The organism is Streptomyces sp. NPDC096323 (genome assembly GCF_040302845.1).
GTDB lineage: Bacteria > Actinomycetota > Actinomycetes > Streptomycetales > Streptomycetaceae > Streptomyces.
The window spans coordinates 163,442-177,895 of the sequence record NZ_JBEOSI010000014.1 but is presented as its reverse complement, the minus strand read 5'-3'; the positions used below and the strand labels follow the sequence as shown (position 1 = coordinate 177,895).

At 73.1% G+C, this 14,454-nt stretch carries 17 protein-coding genes; 8 read left to right on the top strand and 9 right to left on the bottom strand.

Going from position 1 to position 14,454, the window contains the following annotated elements; all coding sequences use genetic code 11:
• Window positions 1–874 (top strand): PucR family transcriptional regulator (locus ABTX18_RS32735; protein WP_352126429.1); only part of this gene is annotated, 874 nt, incomplete at its 5' end.
• Window positions 875–958: 84 nt separating this feature from the next.
• Here ABTX18_RS32735 and ABTX18_RS32730 read toward each other — a convergent pair.
• Window positions 959–2,074 (bottom strand): glycerate kinase, encoded by a 1,116-nt coding sequence (locus ABTX18_RS32730; RefSeq protein ID WP_352126428.1) that lies wholly within the window; start codon window positions 2,072–2,074, stop codon window positions 959–961.
• A 130-nt stretch (window positions 2,075–2,204) separates the two neighbouring features.
• On the opposite strand from ABTX18_RS32730, the gene ABTX18_RS32725 reads away from it, so the two are divergent.
• Entirely contained in the window at window positions 2,205–2,696 is a 492-nt protein-coding gene (locus ABTX18_RS32725) for an NUDIX domain-containing protein (protein WP_352126427.1), read from the top strand.
• Between the two features lie 64 nt (window positions 2,697–2,760).
• Here the strand turns inward: ABTX18_RS32725 and ABTX18_RS32720 are convergent, their stop codons facing one another.
• Window positions 2,761–2,961, bottom strand: a complete 201-nt coding sequence (locus ABTX18_RS32720; RefSeq protein WP_352126426.1) for a type II toxin-antitoxin system VapB family antitoxin — start codon at window positions 2,959–2,961, stop codon at window positions 2,761–2,763.
• Window positions 2,962–3,036: 75 nt separating this feature from the next.
• Between ABTX18_RS32720 and ABTX18_RS32715 the strand changes: the two genes are divergently transcribed.
• A complete protein-coding gene (locus ABTX18_RS32715; protein WP_352126425.1) occupies window positions 3,037–3,603 on the top strand; it encodes an SIR2 family NAD-dependent protein deacylase in 567 nt (188 codons plus the stop codon).
• 31 nt (window positions 3,604–3,634) lie between these two features.
• Here the strand turns inward: ABTX18_RS32715 and ABTX18_RS32710 are convergent, their stop codons facing one another.
• Entirely contained in the window at window positions 3,635–4,228 is a 594-nt protein-coding gene (locus ABTX18_RS32710) for an ABATE domain-containing protein (protein ID WP_352126424.1), read from the bottom strand.
• Window positions 4,229–4,329: 101 nt separating this feature from the next.
• Between ABTX18_RS32710 and ABTX18_RS32705 the strand changes: the two genes are divergently transcribed.
• Both ABTX18_RS32705 and ABTX18_RS32700 read left to right on the top strand, forming a co-directional pair.
• The gene (locus ABTX18_RS32705) at window positions 4,330–5,247 is read left to right on the top strand and encodes an alpha/beta fold hydrolase (protein ID WP_352126423.1); all 918 of its coding nucleotides are present in this window, start codon (window positions 4,330–4,332) and stop codon (window positions 5,245–5,247) included.
• 236 nt (window positions 5,248–5,483) lie between these two features.
• Complete coding sequence (locus ABTX18_RS32700) at window positions 5,484–6,068, top strand: TMEM165/GDT1 family protein (RefSeq protein ID WP_352126422.1); 585 nt, start codon at window positions 5,484–5,486, stop codon at window positions 6,066–6,068.
• Between the two features lie 101 nt (window positions 6,069–6,169).
• Here the strand turns inward: ABTX18_RS32700 and ABTX18_RS32695 are convergent, their stop codons facing one another.
• Window positions 6,170–6,700: a methylated-DNA--[protein]-cysteine S-methyltransferase gene (locus ABTX18_RS32695; RefSeq protein WP_352126421.1), complete on the bottom strand. Its 531-nt coding sequence runs from the start codon at window positions 6,698–6,700 to the stop codon at window positions 6,170–6,172.
• Entirely contained in the window at window positions 6,697–8,184 is a 1,488-nt protein-coding gene (locus ABTX18_RS32690) for an AlkA N-terminal domain-containing protein (protein WP_352126420.1), read from the bottom strand. The genes ABTX18_RS32695 and ABTX18_RS32690 overlap by 4 nt, the downstream gene beginning before the upstream one ends.
• 182 nt (window positions 8,185–8,366) lie before the next feature.
• On the opposite strand from ABTX18_RS32690, the gene ABTX18_RS32685 reads away from it, so the two are divergent.
• Complete coding sequence (locus ABTX18_RS32685) at window positions 8,367–8,672, top strand: UBP-type zinc finger domain-containing protein (protein WP_352126419.1); 306 nt, start codon at window positions 8,367–8,369, stop codon at window positions 8,670–8,672.
• 74 nt (window positions 8,673–8,746) lie between these two features.
• Here ABTX18_RS32685 and ABTX18_RS32680 read toward each other — a convergent pair whose 3' ends face one another.
• On the bottom strand, window positions 8,747–9,286 hold the full coding sequence (locus ABTX18_RS32680) for an O-acetyl-ADP-ribose deacetylase (RefSeq protein WP_352126418.1): 540 nt from the start codon (window positions 9,284–9,286) through the stop codon (window positions 8,747–8,749).
• 56 nt (window positions 9,287–9,342) lie between these two features.
• Window positions 9,343–10,776 carry a phytoene desaturase family protein gene (locus ABTX18_RS32675; protein ID WP_352126417.1) on the bottom strand — a complete coding sequence of 478 codons (1,434 nt, stop codon included), beginning with the start codon at window positions 10,774–10,776 and terminating at the stop codon, window positions 9,343–9,345.
• 186 nt (window positions 10,777–10,962) lie between these two features.
• On the opposite strand from ABTX18_RS32675, the gene ABTX18_RS32670 reads away from it, so the two are divergent.
• Both ABTX18_RS32670 and ABTX18_RS32665 read left to right on the top strand, forming a co-directional pair.
• Window positions 10,963–11,742 (top strand): nucleotidyltransferase domain-containing protein, encoded by a 780-nt coding sequence (locus ABTX18_RS32670; RefSeq protein WP_352126442.1) that lies wholly within the window; start codon window positions 10,963–10,965, stop codon window positions 11,740–11,742.
• A 34-nt stretch (window positions 11,743–11,776) separates the two neighbouring features.
• Window positions 11,777–12,172: a VOC family protein gene (locus ABTX18_RS32665; RefSeq protein WP_352126416.1), complete on the top strand. Its 396-nt coding sequence runs from the start codon at window positions 11,777–11,779 to the stop codon at window positions 12,170–12,172.
• 32 nt (window positions 12,173–12,204) lie between these two features.
• Here the strand turns inward: ABTX18_RS32665 and ABTX18_RS32660 are convergent, their stop codons facing one another.
• Both ABTX18_RS32660 and ABTX18_RS32655 read right to left on the bottom strand, forming a co-directional pair.
• Window positions 12,205–13,032: an inositol monophosphatase family protein gene (locus ABTX18_RS32660; protein ID WP_352126415.1), complete on the bottom strand. Its 828-nt coding sequence runs from the start codon at window positions 13,030–13,032 to the stop codon at window positions 12,205–12,207.
• Window positions 13,033–13,121: 89 nt separating this feature from the next.
• Window positions 13,122–14,399, bottom strand: a complete 1,278-nt coding sequence (locus ABTX18_RS32655) for a lectin (RefSeq protein ID WP_352126414.1) — start codon at window positions 14,397–14,399, stop codon at window positions 13,122–13,124.
• Window positions 14,400–14,454 lie beyond the last annotated feature (55 nt).

Sequence of the window (14,454 nt, the reverse complement as noted above, 5' to 3'; positions counted from 1 at the left end):
GATCGTCTTCCAGGGCGCGATGCACTCGCTGAACGCGGTGCACCGCATCGGCGACCAGATCGCCGAGCCGATCGTGCTGCACGGCAGGCGGCAGTTCGACGACACGACCCAGGGGCATGCGGAGAACGGAGCAGGCATGCGGCAGCGGGGGGACGAGCGGGGGTGGGCGCTGCTCGACGCGCTGCTGGAGGACGAGAGCGGGCCGGACCTCGCGCTGCTCGCCGCGACAGTGCTGGGGCTGCCGGAGCGGGGCCGGTACGCGGTGGCGGTGGTCCCGGTGCACGGCCGTACCGGCAGCCATCCGGCCGGCGCGCAGGGGATGCGGCTGCTGTGGCGTTCGCGGCCGGACCGGGACATCGCGGTGGTGGCGCTGGGCGAGGCGGATCCGGCGGCCGTGGCCGCGCTGTTGACCGACGCGGGCCCCGGCCCCGGAGGGGTCAGCCCGGTGGTGGACGGCCTGTCGGCGCTGGGCACGGCCCGCGCACTGGCCGATGCGGCGCTGCTGACGTGCGGCCCGGGCGGGGAGCGGGTCGTCTGCCTGGACGGCCGGGTCCCCGCGGCCCTGGTGGCGGGCCAGCCGGCCCTCGCGGCCTACCTGGCCACGGACATCTTCGGCGCACTGCTGGCCCGCGACCCGGCGGACCGCGCCCTGCTGGTGTCGACGCTGGACGCGTGGGTGGAGTGCGGGGGGTCGGCGGGGCGGACGGCGGTACGGCTGTGCTGCCACCGGAACACGGTGCTGAACCGGTTGCGGCGGCTGGAGGATCTGACGTCACGGTCGTTGTCGCGCCCGCGCGAACTGGTGGAAGTGATGCTGGCGCTGGACGCGGTACGGCTGGGGCGGGGGGCGAATTCGAGCCCCTTGGGCGATTGAGGAGCGGGGGTACGGGGGGCGGAGCCCCCGAAGGGCCCCGCCCCCCGTCGGCCCAGCCCCCGAAGGGTCCGCGCCACCGTCACCTCACCGCAGAAAATCCCGCGCGATCGACTCCGCCACCCGCTCCAGCAGCGGCCCCGCCTCGGCCATGCACACCGCAGGGTCCGGCTCCAGCTCCGTGAGGGCGTACGCACGGCGAATCCCCGCGTGCCCGAGCGCCTCCGGCGGCAGGGCCAGGCGTCCGCAGACGGCGACGACCTCGATGCCCGCCGCGCGGGCCGCCGCGGCGACACCGGCCGGGGCCTTGCCGTGCAGGGTCTGTTCGTCGAGCGAGCCCTCGCCGGTGATGACGAGCGTCGCCCTGGCCAGCGCGGGCGCGAAGCCGAGGACGTCGAGCATCACCTCGATCCCGGGCCGGAACCGCGCACCGAGGGCCACGAGCGCCCCGTACCCGATACCGCCCGCCGCACCGGCCCCGGGCAGCTCTGCCTGCTCCGGCCCCAGCACGGAGGCGTAGTGGGCGAGCGCCGCGTCGAGCGCCACGACGTCGTCCTCGGTCGCGCCCTTCTGGCGGCCGTACACCTCGGGCGCGCCCTTGGGCCCGGTGAGCGGGTTGTCGACGTCGCTCGCGAGGATCAGGTCGACCTCGCCGAGCCGCGGGTCGAGCCCGGACAGATCGGCCGTGGCGAGATCGGCGAGTCCGCCGCCCCCGGGACCGACGGGCTTGCCGTCCGCGTCCAGGAACCGCGCGCCGAGCGCGGTCAGCATGCCCGCCCCGCCGTCCGTGGTGGCGCTGCCGCCGACGCCGAACACGATGGTCCGCGCCCCCGCTTCGAGTGCGGCGAGCAGCAGCTCACCGGAGCCGTACGTGGTGGCCGTGAGCGGGGCGAACACGCCCGCCGGCAGGTGCTGGAGGCCCGAGGCCTCGGCCATCTCGACCACCGCGGTGGTGTCGCGCACCGCGTACGCGGCGGTCACCGGATCGCCCAGCGGCCCGGTCACCCGCGCCTCGCGGCGCTCGAATCCGGCGGCCACCGCGGCCGCCACCGTGCCGTCGCCGCCGTCCGCCACGGGCAGGGTCTCGACCCGTACCCCGGGGGCGACGCGCCGCAGCCCGGCCGTCACCCGCTCCGCGACCTGCACGGCCGTGAGCGAGCCCTTGAACTTGTCCGCCGCGACGAGCACGCGTGCGGTCTCCATCACTGCTCCGTCCGTCACCTTGATTCCCTTTGCTTTCGAACAGGCAGTCGCGCCGCCCCGACCATATCCGCCGCACCCCCTCCCTGCCCATGGGTGTCCGTGCCGTGGACCCGGCCACTACGCTGCCGCTGTGACCACCCATGACTACGCCACGTACATCGCCGGTCTCCCGAAGGTGCTGGCCGGTGCGGCCTGTCTCTTCCGCGACGCGCGGGGACGCGTGCTGCTCGTCGAACCGAACTACCGCGAGGGCTGGACGCTGCCCGGCGGCACGATCGAGTCGGCGGACGGCGAGACCCCGCGGCAGGGCGCGCGGCGCGAGTCGGCCGAGGAGATCGGCCTCGATCTGGAACCGGGCCGACTGCTCGCGGTGGACTGGACGCGCGGCGCCGCGCGGCCGCCGATCGTGGCCTATGTGTACGACGGCGGGGTGCTGGACGAGGAGCAACTGAAGGCCGTCAGGCTCCAGGAGGAGGAGCTGCTGTCGTGGAAGCTCGTCGAGCCCGCGGAGATCGACCGCTACCTGCTCGGGGCGCTCCGCACGCGCGTGCGGGCCGCGCTGGACGCGCTGGAAGCCGGCGCCGGTGCCGTGGAACTGGAGGACGGCCGCCCCGTCGGCTGACGGTCGGCAGGCGGCGCATCGGCTGACGGGGCGGGCAGGCTGAGGAGCGGGTGGCGCGGGACGGTCAGCCCTGCTGGTCCTGTGGCCTGATCCCGTCCTCACGCACGGTCTCCTCGCGCGCCGCCGTCCGCGCCTCCGTGCGGTGGCCGCGCGCGATGTAGTCGCGTACGACGAGTTCGACGGCGTCCTGAGGGCTGCCGACGCCCGCGAGCACCATCACTTCGACTACGAGCTCCGCGTCCAGACTGACCGTCACCTTTGCCATGGCGGGGACGCTAGCAGCACTCCATATCGCCTCGCGAGACGTGGGGGCGGTGCGTACGCTCCCGGCACGACACTCGTGGCGATCCTCAGCGGCGCCGGCATCTCCACGGACTCCGGCATCCCCGGCTACCGCGGGCCGAAGGGCCCCTGGCGCAAGGCCCCGGAGGCCGAGAAGCTCGTCCAGTACGACGCGTACATGGCCGATCCGGACATCCGCCGCCGCTCATGGCAGTTGCGGCGCACCAGTGCCACCTGGAACGCCGAACCGAACGCGGCCCACCGTGCGGTGGCTGCCCTGGAGCGGTCCGGAGTCGCCGTCAGGGTGATCACGCAGAACGTCGACGGTCTGCACCAGGCAGCCGGTCTCTCCCCGCGTGAACGGCTCGACCCGGTGGTGCTCAGTCAGGCGATGGCGGTCGCGAAGGGCTGCGAGGTGTTCGTCGCGGTCGGTACGACGCTCCAGGTGCAGCCCGCCGCCTCGCTGGCCGGGATCGCGGCGGAGCACGGGGCGCGGCTGATCGTGATGAACGCGGAGCCGACTCCGTACGACGCGCCGGCGCAGGAGACGATCCGGGAACCGATCGGCACCGCGCCGCCCGCCCTGCTCGAGCGGCTGGCGGACGAGGCGGGACCGGGGGCCTGAAACGGCCTGCGGAACTGGGCGCTGCGCCGGGCTACCCCGACGCCTCCGACCCCACCCCCTTGTGGCGCCGGTAGTAGCGGGCCACCCGCGCACGGTTGCCGCAACGTGCGGCCGAGCACCAGCGGCGGCGCGGGTGGGCGGGGACGAACAGCATCGTGCAGTCCTCGGCCTCGCACTCCCGGATCCTCGCGAGCGCCGGATCCGCCAGCAGGCCGGCCACTTCCTCGGCCAGCGCCGCGGCCACCCGCGTACCGGGCGGACCGCTGCGGCGGGCGGTCACCACGACGGCGTCGCCGTCCCACTGCGCGTACCGGATCGCGGGAGCGGCGAGCTGGGCCTCGTTGAGCTCGCGCAGGGCCGATTCCGGCGGGCGCTCACCGCGACGGGCCGCATCGACGGCGAGCGTCGCGTGTGCCCGGACCGCGCGCACCGCCGCGAGATCGTCCGGGGTCACCTCCCGCACGTCGGCGGCCCCGGGCAGCCGCGCCCCCTCCAGCGCCAGCCACGCCAGCAGGCCGGCCGCGTCGGCCAGGTGATCGACCGGGGGCCCGTCGGTCGCGTACGGCAGCGTGTTGAGCAGATCCAGGGCGAGCAGCTCGCCGGTCAGTGGCTCAGGACCATTCATGACACTAACGCTAACCCACACCCTTGACGCATTAGAACCCTCCGGATAGAACTGACGCATCGGGCCACTAATGCATGAGGCCGACAAGGAGGCATGTGAACATGGCGATTCCCACCGTTCCGCACATCCGTCACCGCCACATCGAGGTCGACGGCGTCCGTGTCTTCTACCGCGAGTCGCTCCCCGCCGACGCGACGGACGAGACCCCCGTGATGCTGCTCCTGCACGGCTTCCCGTCGGCCTCGCACCAGTTCCGCCGGCTGATGGACGCGCTCGGCGCCCACTACCGCCTCATTGCTCCGGACTACCCCGGCTTCGGGCACAGTGACGCCCCGGCGTCCTCGGCCGGCGGCGGCACGTTCACGTACACCTTCGACCGGCTCGCCGACATAACCGAGGGCTTCGTGCAGCGGCTCGGGCTGTCGCGCTTCGTGATGTACGTGTTCGACTTCGGCGCCCCCGTGGGCTTCCGGCTCGCCGCCCGCCACCCGGAGTGGATCGCCGGTCTGGTGGTCCAGAACGGCAACGCGTACGAGGAGGGTCTGTCGCAGCAGGCCCGCGACTTCATCGCGCTGCGCCCGGAGAACCCCGGCGCCGCCGAGACCGTACGGTCACTGCTGACCCTGCCCGCGACGCGGGGGCAGTACGAGGGCGGCACGGCCGATCCCGAGCTGGTCGCGCCGGACGGCTGGACCCTGGACCAGCACTTCCTCGATCTGCCGGGACGCACGCAGCCGCAGCTGGACCTGGCCTTCGACTACCACTCCAATGTGGCGCTCTACCCGCGGTGGCAGGGCTGGCTGCGCGAACACACCCCGCCGGCGCTCGTCGTCTGGGGCACGGGCGACATGTTCTTCACCGAGCCCGGCGCCCGCGCCTATCTGCGTGATCTCCCGGAAGCCGAACTGCACCTCTTCGAGACGGGGCACTTCGCCCTGGAGGACCACCTCCCGCAGATCGCACCGCTGATCGCGGACTTCCTGGACCGCACGTGGAAGGCCGAGGACCGTGTGCGGTAACGTTGACGGCTGCGAAGGGGAGTAGCCCTGCAAACCGGTCGTCGACACACTGGAACCCCCGGGTTCCCGGTGGCCGGGCTCGTGGATCATTGCGGGCGGGCGAGACCTTCGGTCAGGTATGACACGCCCACGCCCTGTGGGCGGCGCCGTCATGCCGGGCCGAGTGGTCCTCCGAAAAGCCCGAGCGGCACTTCGCGGAAGACCCGGGGCCCGGCTCCAACAGAAAGCCACCCGGAATGCATCTCGACCCCCTGGCGATCATCACCGCTTTCGGGCTGATCTTCCTCGCGGAACTCCCCGACAAGACCATGTTCGCGTCCCTGGCCATGGGCACGCGCATGAAACCGCTCTACGTCTGGTTCGGTACGTCGTCGGCGTTCATCGTCCACGTCGCCATCGCGGTCGGCGCGGGCGGCCTGCTCGGTCTGCTGCCCGGCTGGATCGTGAAGCTCGTCTCGGCCTCCCTGTTCGCCTTCGGCGCGTTCATGCTGCTGCGGGCCGACGCGGGTGACGACGAAGAGGAGGGCGGCCCGAAGACGGTCACCGGCTTCTGGCCGGTGTACTCCACCGCCTTCATGGCCGTGTTCATCAGCGAGTGGGGCGACCTCACCCAGATCACGACGGCCAACCTGGCCGCGAGCAACGGCGCCTGGTCCACCGCGATCGGATCCGCCGCCGCCCTGATGTCCGTATCGGCACTGGCCCTGCTCGCCGGACGGTTCATCGCGAAGCGCGTACCGCTCAAGACGGTGCAGCGCATCGGCGGGGTGTGCATGCTGGGGCTGGCGATCTGGACGGTCGTCGAGATCTTCACCGGCTGACCGGGCAGGAATGGCGAAGGGCTCCGCACATGGTGCGCGGAGCCCTTCGCCATACGGTCAAGGGCTCCGCGTCTCTGCGCGGAGCCCTTCGCCGTTCCGCCCTAGAAGAGCCCCGGGGCGCTGTCCCCCGTCCCGTTCTCGAAGGCGAGCAGGCGTTGCTTGCGGTCGAGCCCGCCGCCGTATCCCGTGAGGCCCCCCGAGGCTCCGATCACCCGGTGGCAGGGCACGATGATGCCGACCGGGTTCTTGCCGTTGGCCAGCCCCACCGCGCGGGAGGCGCCGGGCTTGCCGAGGTTCTCGGCCAGTTCTCCGTACGTACGCGTCTCGCCGTACGGAATCCGCCGCAGCTCGGCCCAGACGGAGCGCTGGAACGGGGTGCCGGCGAGGTGCAGCGGGAGGTCGAACTCCCGCAGCTCCCCGGCGAAGTAGGCGTCCAACTGCTCGACGGCCTCACCGAAGGGTCTCGCGTCGGGCTCGCCGAAGGTCTCCTCGGGCGGCCGGTGCCGCTGACCGGTCATGTAGAGGCCGGCGAGGACCCGCTCGGTGGCGACGAGGGTCAGCAGGCCGTAGGGGCTGTCGATGACGGTGTGCTGCCGGGTGGCGGCAGCGATGTGGGTGTGCGTCGTGGTCACGAGGAACTTCCTTGTACGGGCAGGTGGTTGATGGGGTGGTCGTCGACGGTCCACAGGTACTGGACGGCGTAGGCCCGCCAGGGCCGCCAGCCCGCGGCGCGCGCGGTGAGCGCGGCCGGTGTCGAGGGCAGGCCGAGCTGCTGGGCGGCGCGCCGGATGCCGAGGTCCGTCGGCAGGAAGGCGTCCGGGTCGCCGAGCGCCCGCATGGCGATGACCTCGACGGTCCAGGGGCCGAATCCGGGCAACGCGTTCAGTTCGGCCCGTGCCTTCTCCCAGTCGGTGTCGGTGCCCAGCCGCAGCGATCCGTCCGCCAGGGCGCCGACGAGCGTGGTGAGGGTGCGGCGGCGGCTCAGCGGCAGGGCGAGCTGTTCGGGGTCGAGTCCGGCCAGTGCCTCCGGGGCCGGGAAGAGGTGGGTGAGGCCGCCCTCCGGGTCGTCGACGGGGGTGCCGTGGGCGGCGACCAGCCGGGCCGCGTGGGTCCGGGCGGCCGCGGTGGAGACCTGCTGGCCGAGCACGGCCCGGACGGCGAACTCCGCACCGTCCACGGTCCGCGGCACCCGGCGGCCCGGCGCCTGGTCGACCAGCGGGGCCAGCAGCGGATCCGAGCGCAGCTGCTCGTCGACGGCGACGGGATCGGCGTCCAGGTCCAGCAGCCAGCGGCACCGGCTGATGGCCAGGGTGAGGTCGCGCGGGTCGGTGAGCGAGAGCCGGCAGGCGATGTGGTCGGGATGCGGGGTGAGGGCGACGATGCCGTGCCCGTGCGGCAGGCCGAGCGTGCGGCGGTAGGCCCCGTCGCGCCACTCCTCGACGCCGGGAACGGCCGTCGCGGCGAGGTGCCCGAAGAGGTTGCTGGGGTTGAGCGGGGCGCGGTAGGGCAGCCGCAGCGCTATCACCCCGGGCGTGGCCGGTGGCCGCGCCGGCCGGGAGGCGCGGGTGCGCAGCTCCCCCGGGGCGAGCGCGAAGACCTCGCGGACGGTGTCGTTGAACGTACGGATCGAGGCGAAACCGGCCGCGAAGGCCACCTCGGCCATGGGCAGCCCGGTCGTCTCGATGAGCACCCGCGCGGTCTGCGCCCGCTGCGCCCGGGCCAGTGCGAGGGGTCCGGCGCCCAGTTCGGCGAGCAGCTGCCGTTCGATCTGCCGGGCCGAGTAGCCGAGCCGGGCGGCCAGCCCCGGGACGCCCTCCCGGTCGACGACCCCGTCCCGGATGAGGCGCATCGCGCGGGCCACGGAGTCGGCGCGGGCGTTCCACTCGGGCGATCCGGGGCTGGTGTCGGGGCGGCACCGCTTGCAGGCCCGGAACCCGGCCTGCTGGCAGGCGGCGGCGCTCGGGTAGAAGCTCATGTTCTCGACCTTGGGCGGCACGACGGGGCAGCTCGGACGGCAGTAGATCCGGGTGGTCAGGACGGCTGTGAAGAACCAGCCGTCGAACCGGGCGTCCTTCGACTGGACGGCCCGCACGCAGCGCTCGGTGTCGGTGTGCATGGTTCAAGCATGGGCCACCGGCGGGGTGGGGGCTGGCGAGAATCCGACATCAGCCTTGCGCTGCCAGGACTTCATCGGCCCCCGGGCTCCGTCCCGACGGGCGGCCCCTGAGTTGACAGCCGGGGTCGCGGTGAGACGCTGGAGAAAGCTCCGACCCCCGCGGAACGCAAGGGAGAGCCGCCATGACGGACACGCCCGCGCCGATCTGCTCGCACCTGGACCAGGTCCGGCGCGTCACCCCGGACAGCCCGGACTCCTGCCCGCAGTGCGTCGCGCAGGGTGACCCGTGGGTTCATCTGCGCGAGTGCCAGAGCTGCGGGCACGTAGGCTGCTGCGACTCCTCCCCCAACAAGCACGCCACCGCGCACCATGAGGCCAGCGGCCATCCCCTGATCCGCTCGTACGAACCGGGCGAGACGTGGTGGTGGTGTTACGAGGACCAGGTGACGTTCGACGTCGACGGCGTCGGACCCGCCCGGCCGGCCTGAGCACGGCACGCGCCGGCCCCAGCACGGCACCCGTAGGGACCGGGCGGCACGCGGAGGGATCGGGCGGCCCGCCCTCACGCCCGCGCCGCCGCCAGCGCCTCCTCGAACTCCACGTACGCGTGCGCGTCGAAGAGCACGAACCGCACCTCCTCGATGGGCGCGGCGGCCTCCGCCAGCACGGTGCGGACGGCGATGCGGGCGCCGTCGTCCATCGGCCAGCCGTAGATGCCGGTGGAGATGGCGGGGAAGGCGATGGTGCGAGCCCCCAACTCCCCTGCCACGCGCAGGGCTTCTCGGTAACAGGACTCCAAGAGCGCCGAGCGGTCCTCGGAACTGCTCCAGACCGGGCCGACCGTGTGCACGACCCAGCGGGCGTCGAGCTTCCCGGCGGTGGTGGCGACCGCCCGGCCCGTGCGCAGCCCCTTGCCGTATGTCGACGCACGCAACTCCCGGCAGGCCGCCAGGATTTCGGGGCCGCCCCGTCGGTGGATCGCGCCGTCGACCCCGCCGCCGCCGAGGAGGGAGGAGTTCGCGGCGTTGACGACGGCGTCGACGGACTGCTGGGTGATGTCGCCCCGTACGAGGGTGACGGTGACGGCGGAAGAGGTGCGCATGCGGCCATCATGCCGTGGCGCGCGGCTCCGTGGCGGCCGGCCGCGCGGGGCGGTCGTCAACGACGGCCGGACGGCCCCGATTCCCTCAGCCGTCGCCATACCGCCTTGGCCGCGTGGTGTCCGGACATGCCGTGCACGCCCGGCCCCGGCGGGGTCGCCGACGAGCAGATGTAGACCGAGGGGTGCGCGGTCGCGTACGGCACCCGGGCGAGCCGGGGGCGGATCACGGTCTGCAGCCCGGAGAAGGCGCCGCAGGCGATGTCGCCGTCGATGTAATTCGCGTTGCGCGCCGCGAGCCGAGGCGGTCCGGCCACCGCGCGGGCGAGCACGAGGTCGCGGAAGCCGGGGGCGAATCGCTCCAGTTGGCGTTCGATGACGTCGGTCGCGTCGCCCTCCCAGCCCGCCGGGACATGTCCGTACACCCAGAAGACATGCTTGCCCTCGGGGGCGCGGGACGGGTCGGTGAGGCTGGGCTGTGCGGTGATCAGGAAGGGCACGCTCGGGTCGCGGCCGGTCACGGCGGCGCGCAGGGCGGAGTCGATCTCGCCGGCGGTGGGGCCGATGTGGACCGTGCCGGCCCGGCGGGCCTCCTTCGCGGTCCAGGGGACGGGGCCGGACAGCGCGTAATCGATCTTGAAGCAGGACGCGCCGTAGCGGTAGCCCCGGTAGGCGTTGCCCAGTCCGGCGATCCGGGCCAGCGCGGTCGGGGAGGTGTCGAAGACGTAGGCGCGGGCGGGCGGCAGTTCGTCCAACCGCCTGACCTCCGTTCCCGTACGGATGACGCCGCCCTGCTCGCGCAGATACGAGGCGAGGGCGTCGGAGATGGCCTGCGAGCCGCCGCGCGGCACCGGCCAGCCCTTCTCGTGCGCGGCGAGCGCGAAGAGCAGGGCGATGCCGCCGGTCGCGAGTCCGCTGGTGGGAGCGATGGCGTGGGCGGCGAGCCCGGCGATAAGGCCCCGGGCCTTCTCGCCGCGGAAGCGGCGGGACAGCAGCGTGGCGGGCTGGATCGCGTCGAGCCCGAAACGCGCCCAGCGGTACGGATCACGGGGCAGCCCGTCCCACGGGGTCCGCAGGAAGTCCTGGGCGAGGGTGTCCCAGTGGCCGGTGAAGGGGGCCATGAGTCTGCGGTAGGCGCCCGCGTCCTGTGGCCCGAGCGCCATCGCCGTCTCCCCCACCGAGGTGGCCAGTACGGCGGCCGTCCCGTCCGGGAAGGGATGGGCGAGCGCGAGCTGCGGCTGCAGCCACTCCAGGCCGTGCCGGGCCAGCGGCATCGCACCGAAGGCGGGCGAGCCTATGGCCAGCGGGTGGACCGCCGAGCAGGGGTCGTGCCGGAAGCCCGGCAGCGTGAGCTCTTCGGTACGGGCCCCGCCGCCGACACTCTCCCCTGCCTCGAAGACCTCTACGGCGAAGCCGCGGCGGGCCAGTTCAGCTGCGGCGGTCAGTCCGTTGGGGCCTGCTCCCACGACGACGGCATCGAGCATCGACGGCACCTTCGGACTCCTTTGTCAGCCGACGGTCTGAACCCCCAGGATATTCGCAGGCGCCGGCGGTTCGGGCGCGGGTAGTGTCGCCGTCCGATGAATACCACTGAGCCCGCACGGAAACCGCCCTCGGACCCGCTGACCGCCGGCCCCCGGGGCGCCGCGGAATCCGGACTCCGCCGGCGGATCGACGCCATGGCGGACCGGTTGGCCGACGTACCCGGCATCCGCGCCGTCCTCCTCGGCGGCAGCCGGGCCCGGGGCGCCCACCGGCCGGACTCGGACTGGGATCTGGGCCTCTACTACCGTGGCGCACCGGACCTCGCCGCCCTGGCCGCACTGGCGTCCGACTTCCAGGGCTCCCCGGTCGGGGTGGCCGGGCCGGGTGGCTGGGGCCCGTGGGTGAACGGCGGGGCGTGGCTGCGGGTGGACGGTGTTCCGGTCGACTGGATCCTGCGCGACCTGGACCGGGTCGAGGCGGTGTGGTCCGCAAGCCGGGAGGGCCGTTTCGAGGTGGGAACCCAGCCCGGCCATCCGCTCGGCTTCTGGTCCCCCGCCTATCCGGGCGAGGTGGCGCTCGGGCACGTACTCACCGATCCGCACGGCGAGCTGACGGCCCTTCAGCGGGAGACGGCCGACTACCCGGAACCACTGCGCGCGGCGCTGGCCGAGGCGGCCTGGGAGGCGGAGTTCTCGGTCGGGGCGGCCCGCAAGTCGGCGCCGGCCGGTGACCGGCTCCATGTCTCGCTGTGCCTGTCCCGGGCGTTCGGCATCCTCGCCCAGTCGCTGCATGCCCACCACCGCACGTGGTGCCTCAACGAGAAGGGCGCCCTGGCCGCCGCCGCGGCCCTGCCTGACACACCGGCGGACTTCGCGGAGCGCGTGGACGAGGCGCTGAGAGGGCTGGACCCGGCGGCGGTGGAGACGGCGGCGGCACTCGTCCGGGACGTACGCGAGGTGCTGCGCACAGCCTGAGCCGGCGGGAGAACGGAGACAGTAGGATCCCGCCATGATCGCCGAACTGCAGTGCGTGGTGCTCGACTGCCCCGATCCGTTGCGTCTCGCCGAGTTCTACCGCTCACTGATCGGCGGGCGGGTGAACCAGGTGGACCGGCGGTGGGCGGTCGGCGACGACTGGGCCACGCTGCACACCCCCGCCGGTTCCGTGCTCGCGTTCCAGCGCGTGGCGGACCACCGGCCGCCGCGGTGGCCCGATCCCGAGCACCCTCAGCAGTTTCACCTGGATTTCGGCGTGCCCGACCTGGACACCGCCGAACGGGAGGTGGTGGCGGCCGGCGCGGCCGTACTGGATGACGGGGCCGGGACCGACCGCCCGTGGCGTGTGTACGCCGATCCGGCCGGGCATCCGTTCTGCCTGGTCAAGCACGGCCCCGGCCCTTCGTGACACGGGCTCGGTCCCGCCGGAACCTGCCCCGCTCAGGCCCCGGTGCGCAGCGCGGCCAGGATGCGGTCGGCGGTCGCACGGTCCCGGGCCGCAGTGAACGGCAGGTCGTTGCCCCCGGTGATCCGGAACGGCGCCCCGGACAGCGTGGCCTGGGCGCCGCCCGCCTCGGCGACCAGGAGGAGCCCCGCCGCGTGGTCCCACGCGAACTCCCAGTTGAAAGCCAGGGCGTCCAGTTCACCGCGGGCAACGGCGAGGTATTCGAGGCCGGCCGAACCGCAGGGGCGGGCGTCGATTCCCTCGGCGCGCAGCCCGAGCAGGGCCTGCTTCTGTGCGTCGGTGGTGTAGTCGGGGTGCGACATCGCCACCCGCAGCACGGCGTCGGACGCCGGCGAGCCGGACCGTAGCGTGGTGCCGTTCAGGGTGGCTCCCCGGCCGCGGACGGCGACGGCCATCTCGTCCAGGGCGGCGGCGTACGTCCAGGAGCCCAGCAGCTCGCCCCTGTGGGCCAGGGCGACCAGGGTGCAGAACCCTGGTTCGCCGCGGACGAACTGGCGGGTGCCGTCGACCGGGTCGACGATCCACACGGGGGCCTCGCCGCCCAGCTCCCCGTACACCTTCGGATCGGCGTGGACCGCCTCCTCGCCGACGACCACGGAGCCGGGCAGGAGCTGCCGCAGGGACTGGGTGAGGTGCTCCTCGGCGAGCCGGTCCGCGGTGGTCACGAGGTCGTGCGGACCGTTCTTCTCGACGATCTCGTGGGCGGCGAGCTGCCGGTAGCGCGGCATGATCTCGGCGGCGGCCGCTGCGCGGACCGCCGCCTCGACCTCGGTCAGGTCCCCGGCAAGGAAGTCATCGATCATGTCCCCCAGCTAAGCACGGACGGCGGGGACGCCGCCGACGTGGTCATGTCGGGGAGATGGCCGGCCGGTGGACCGGTAAGTCCTACGGGTCAGCCGTTCACCGTCCACTTCTGGTTGGCGGTTCCCGCACATGTCCAGATCTGCAGCCGCGTACCGTTGGCGGAATTGTTGCCGGTGACGTCCAGGCACTTGTTCGCCTGCGGATTGACGATGTCACGCGCCCCGCTCACGGCCCAGCGCTGGGCCGCCGTGCCGTTGCAGTCCCACAGCTGTACGACAGTGCCGTCGGCGGTCCCGCCCGAGGCCACGTCGAGGCACTTGCCGAGCGCGCGGATCGTGCCGTCCGCGTTCACGCTCCAGCGTTGCGCGCTGGTGCCGTTGCAGTCGTAGAGCTGTACCGGGGTGCCGTTGGCGGTGCCGGCCGCGGCGACGTCCACGCACTTGCCGGCCAGACCGGTGATCGGTCCGCCCGTCTGCGGCTGGGTGTCGCCGGTGGTGACGCGCACATGGTCGACGACGAGCTGCTGGGGGAAGGCGGTGTTGCCGTCGGGGTCGCCGGGCCAGTAACCGCCGACGGCGAGGTTGAGGATGAGGAAGAAGGGCTTGTTGAAGGCCCAGGGGTTGCCGCCCGTGTCGGCGGGCGTGCGGTGCTGGTAGACGTTGCCGTCGACGGACCAGGTCACGGAATCGGGGGCCCAGTCGACGGCGAAGGTGTGGAAGGCGTCGGCGAAGGCCTGGCCGTTCGGGAGGGTGTACCCGGCGCCGATGCCCCCGGAGCCGGAGTAGCCGGGACCGTGCAGGGTGCCGTGGACGGTGGACGGCTCGAAGCCGACGTTCTCCATGACGTCGATCTCACCGGAGTTGGGCCAGCCGACCTGCCCGATGTCGGCGCCGAGCATCCAGAAGGCCGGCCACATGCCCTGCCCGCGCGGGATCTTCATCCGCGCCTCGACGTGACCGTAGGCCTGGGTGAACTTCCCGGAGGTGTTGAGCCGGGCCGAGGTGTACTGACAGGTTCCGTACCAGCACTGGTAGTTGGCCGGGTTCTCCTTGCGTGCGGTGATGACCAGATGGCCCTGGCCGTCCAGCGCGGCATTGCTGTTGCCTGCCGTGTAGTACTGGCGCTCATGGTTGTTGACGTTGTCGCCGGTCTCGATCTGCCACTTGCTGCCGTTCACCGCCGAGCCGGCGGAGCCGTCGAACTCGTCGGCGAACGTCGTGACCGCGGCGGCCGCGGCGGTGGATGCGATCGGGGCGGCGGACGCGGCAGCGGGTCCGCCGCCCGCCAGGGCGGTCGTGGCCAGGGCGAGAGCGAGAACCGGGAGTACGGAGTGCAGCAGGCGCCGCTTACGGCGTGGGGAGTCCATGACTCTCCCTTCCGGTGCGTGAGGGGGAGGAAGGGGCAACTGTCATGCATCTGAC

Bases quoted from the DNA above. Each gene is read 5' to 3' on its own strand.
- ABTX18_RS32730 (WP_352126428.1), bottom strand. From the start codon at position 2,074: ATGGAGACCGCACGCGTGCTCGTCGCGGCGGACAAGTTCAAGGGCTCG.
- ABTX18_RS32720 (WP_352126426.1), bottom strand. From the start codon at position 2,961: ATGGCAAAGGTGACGGTCAGTCTGGACGCGGAGCTCGTAGTCGAAGTG.
- ABTX18_RS32710 (WP_352126424.1), bottom strand. From the start codon at position 4,228: ATGAATGGTCCTGAGCCACTGACCGGCGAGCTGCTCGCCCTGGATCTG.
- ABTX18_RS32705 (WP_352126423.1), top strand. From the start codon at position 4,330: ATGGCGATTCCCACCGTTCCGCACATCCGTCACCGCCACATCGAGGTC.
- ABTX18_RS32700 (WP_352126422.1), top strand. From the start codon at position 5,484: ATGCATCTCGACCCCCTGGCGATCATCACCGCTTTCGGGCTGATCTTC.
- ABTX18_RS32690 (WP_352126420.1), bottom strand. From the start codon at position 8,184: ATGCACACCGACACCGAGCGCTGCGTGCGGGCCGTCCAGTCGAAGGAC.
- ABTX18_RS32685 (WP_352126419.1), top strand. From the start codon at position 8,367: ATGACGGACACGCCCGCGCCGATCTGCTCGCACCTGGACCAGGTCCGG.
- ABTX18_RS32680 (WP_352126418.1), bottom strand. From the start codon at position 9,286: ATGCGCACCTCTTCCGCCGTCACCGTCACCCTCGTACGGGGCGACATC.
- ABTX18_RS32670 (WP_352126442.1), top strand. From the start codon at position 10,963: ATGGCGGACCGGTTGGCCGACGTACCCGGCATCCGCGCCGTCCTCCTC.
- ABTX18_RS32665 (WP_352126416.1), top strand. From the start codon at position 11,777: ATGATCGCCGAACTGCAGTGCGTGGTGCTCGACTGCCCCGATCCGTTG.
- ABTX18_RS32660 (WP_352126415.1), bottom strand. From the start codon at position 13,032: ATGATCGATGACTTCCTTGCCGGGGACCTGACCGAGGTCGAGGCGGCG.
- ABTX18_RS32655 (WP_352126414.1), bottom strand. From the start codon at position 14,399: ATGGACTCCCCACGCCGTAAGCGGCGCCTGCTGCACTCCGTACTCCCG.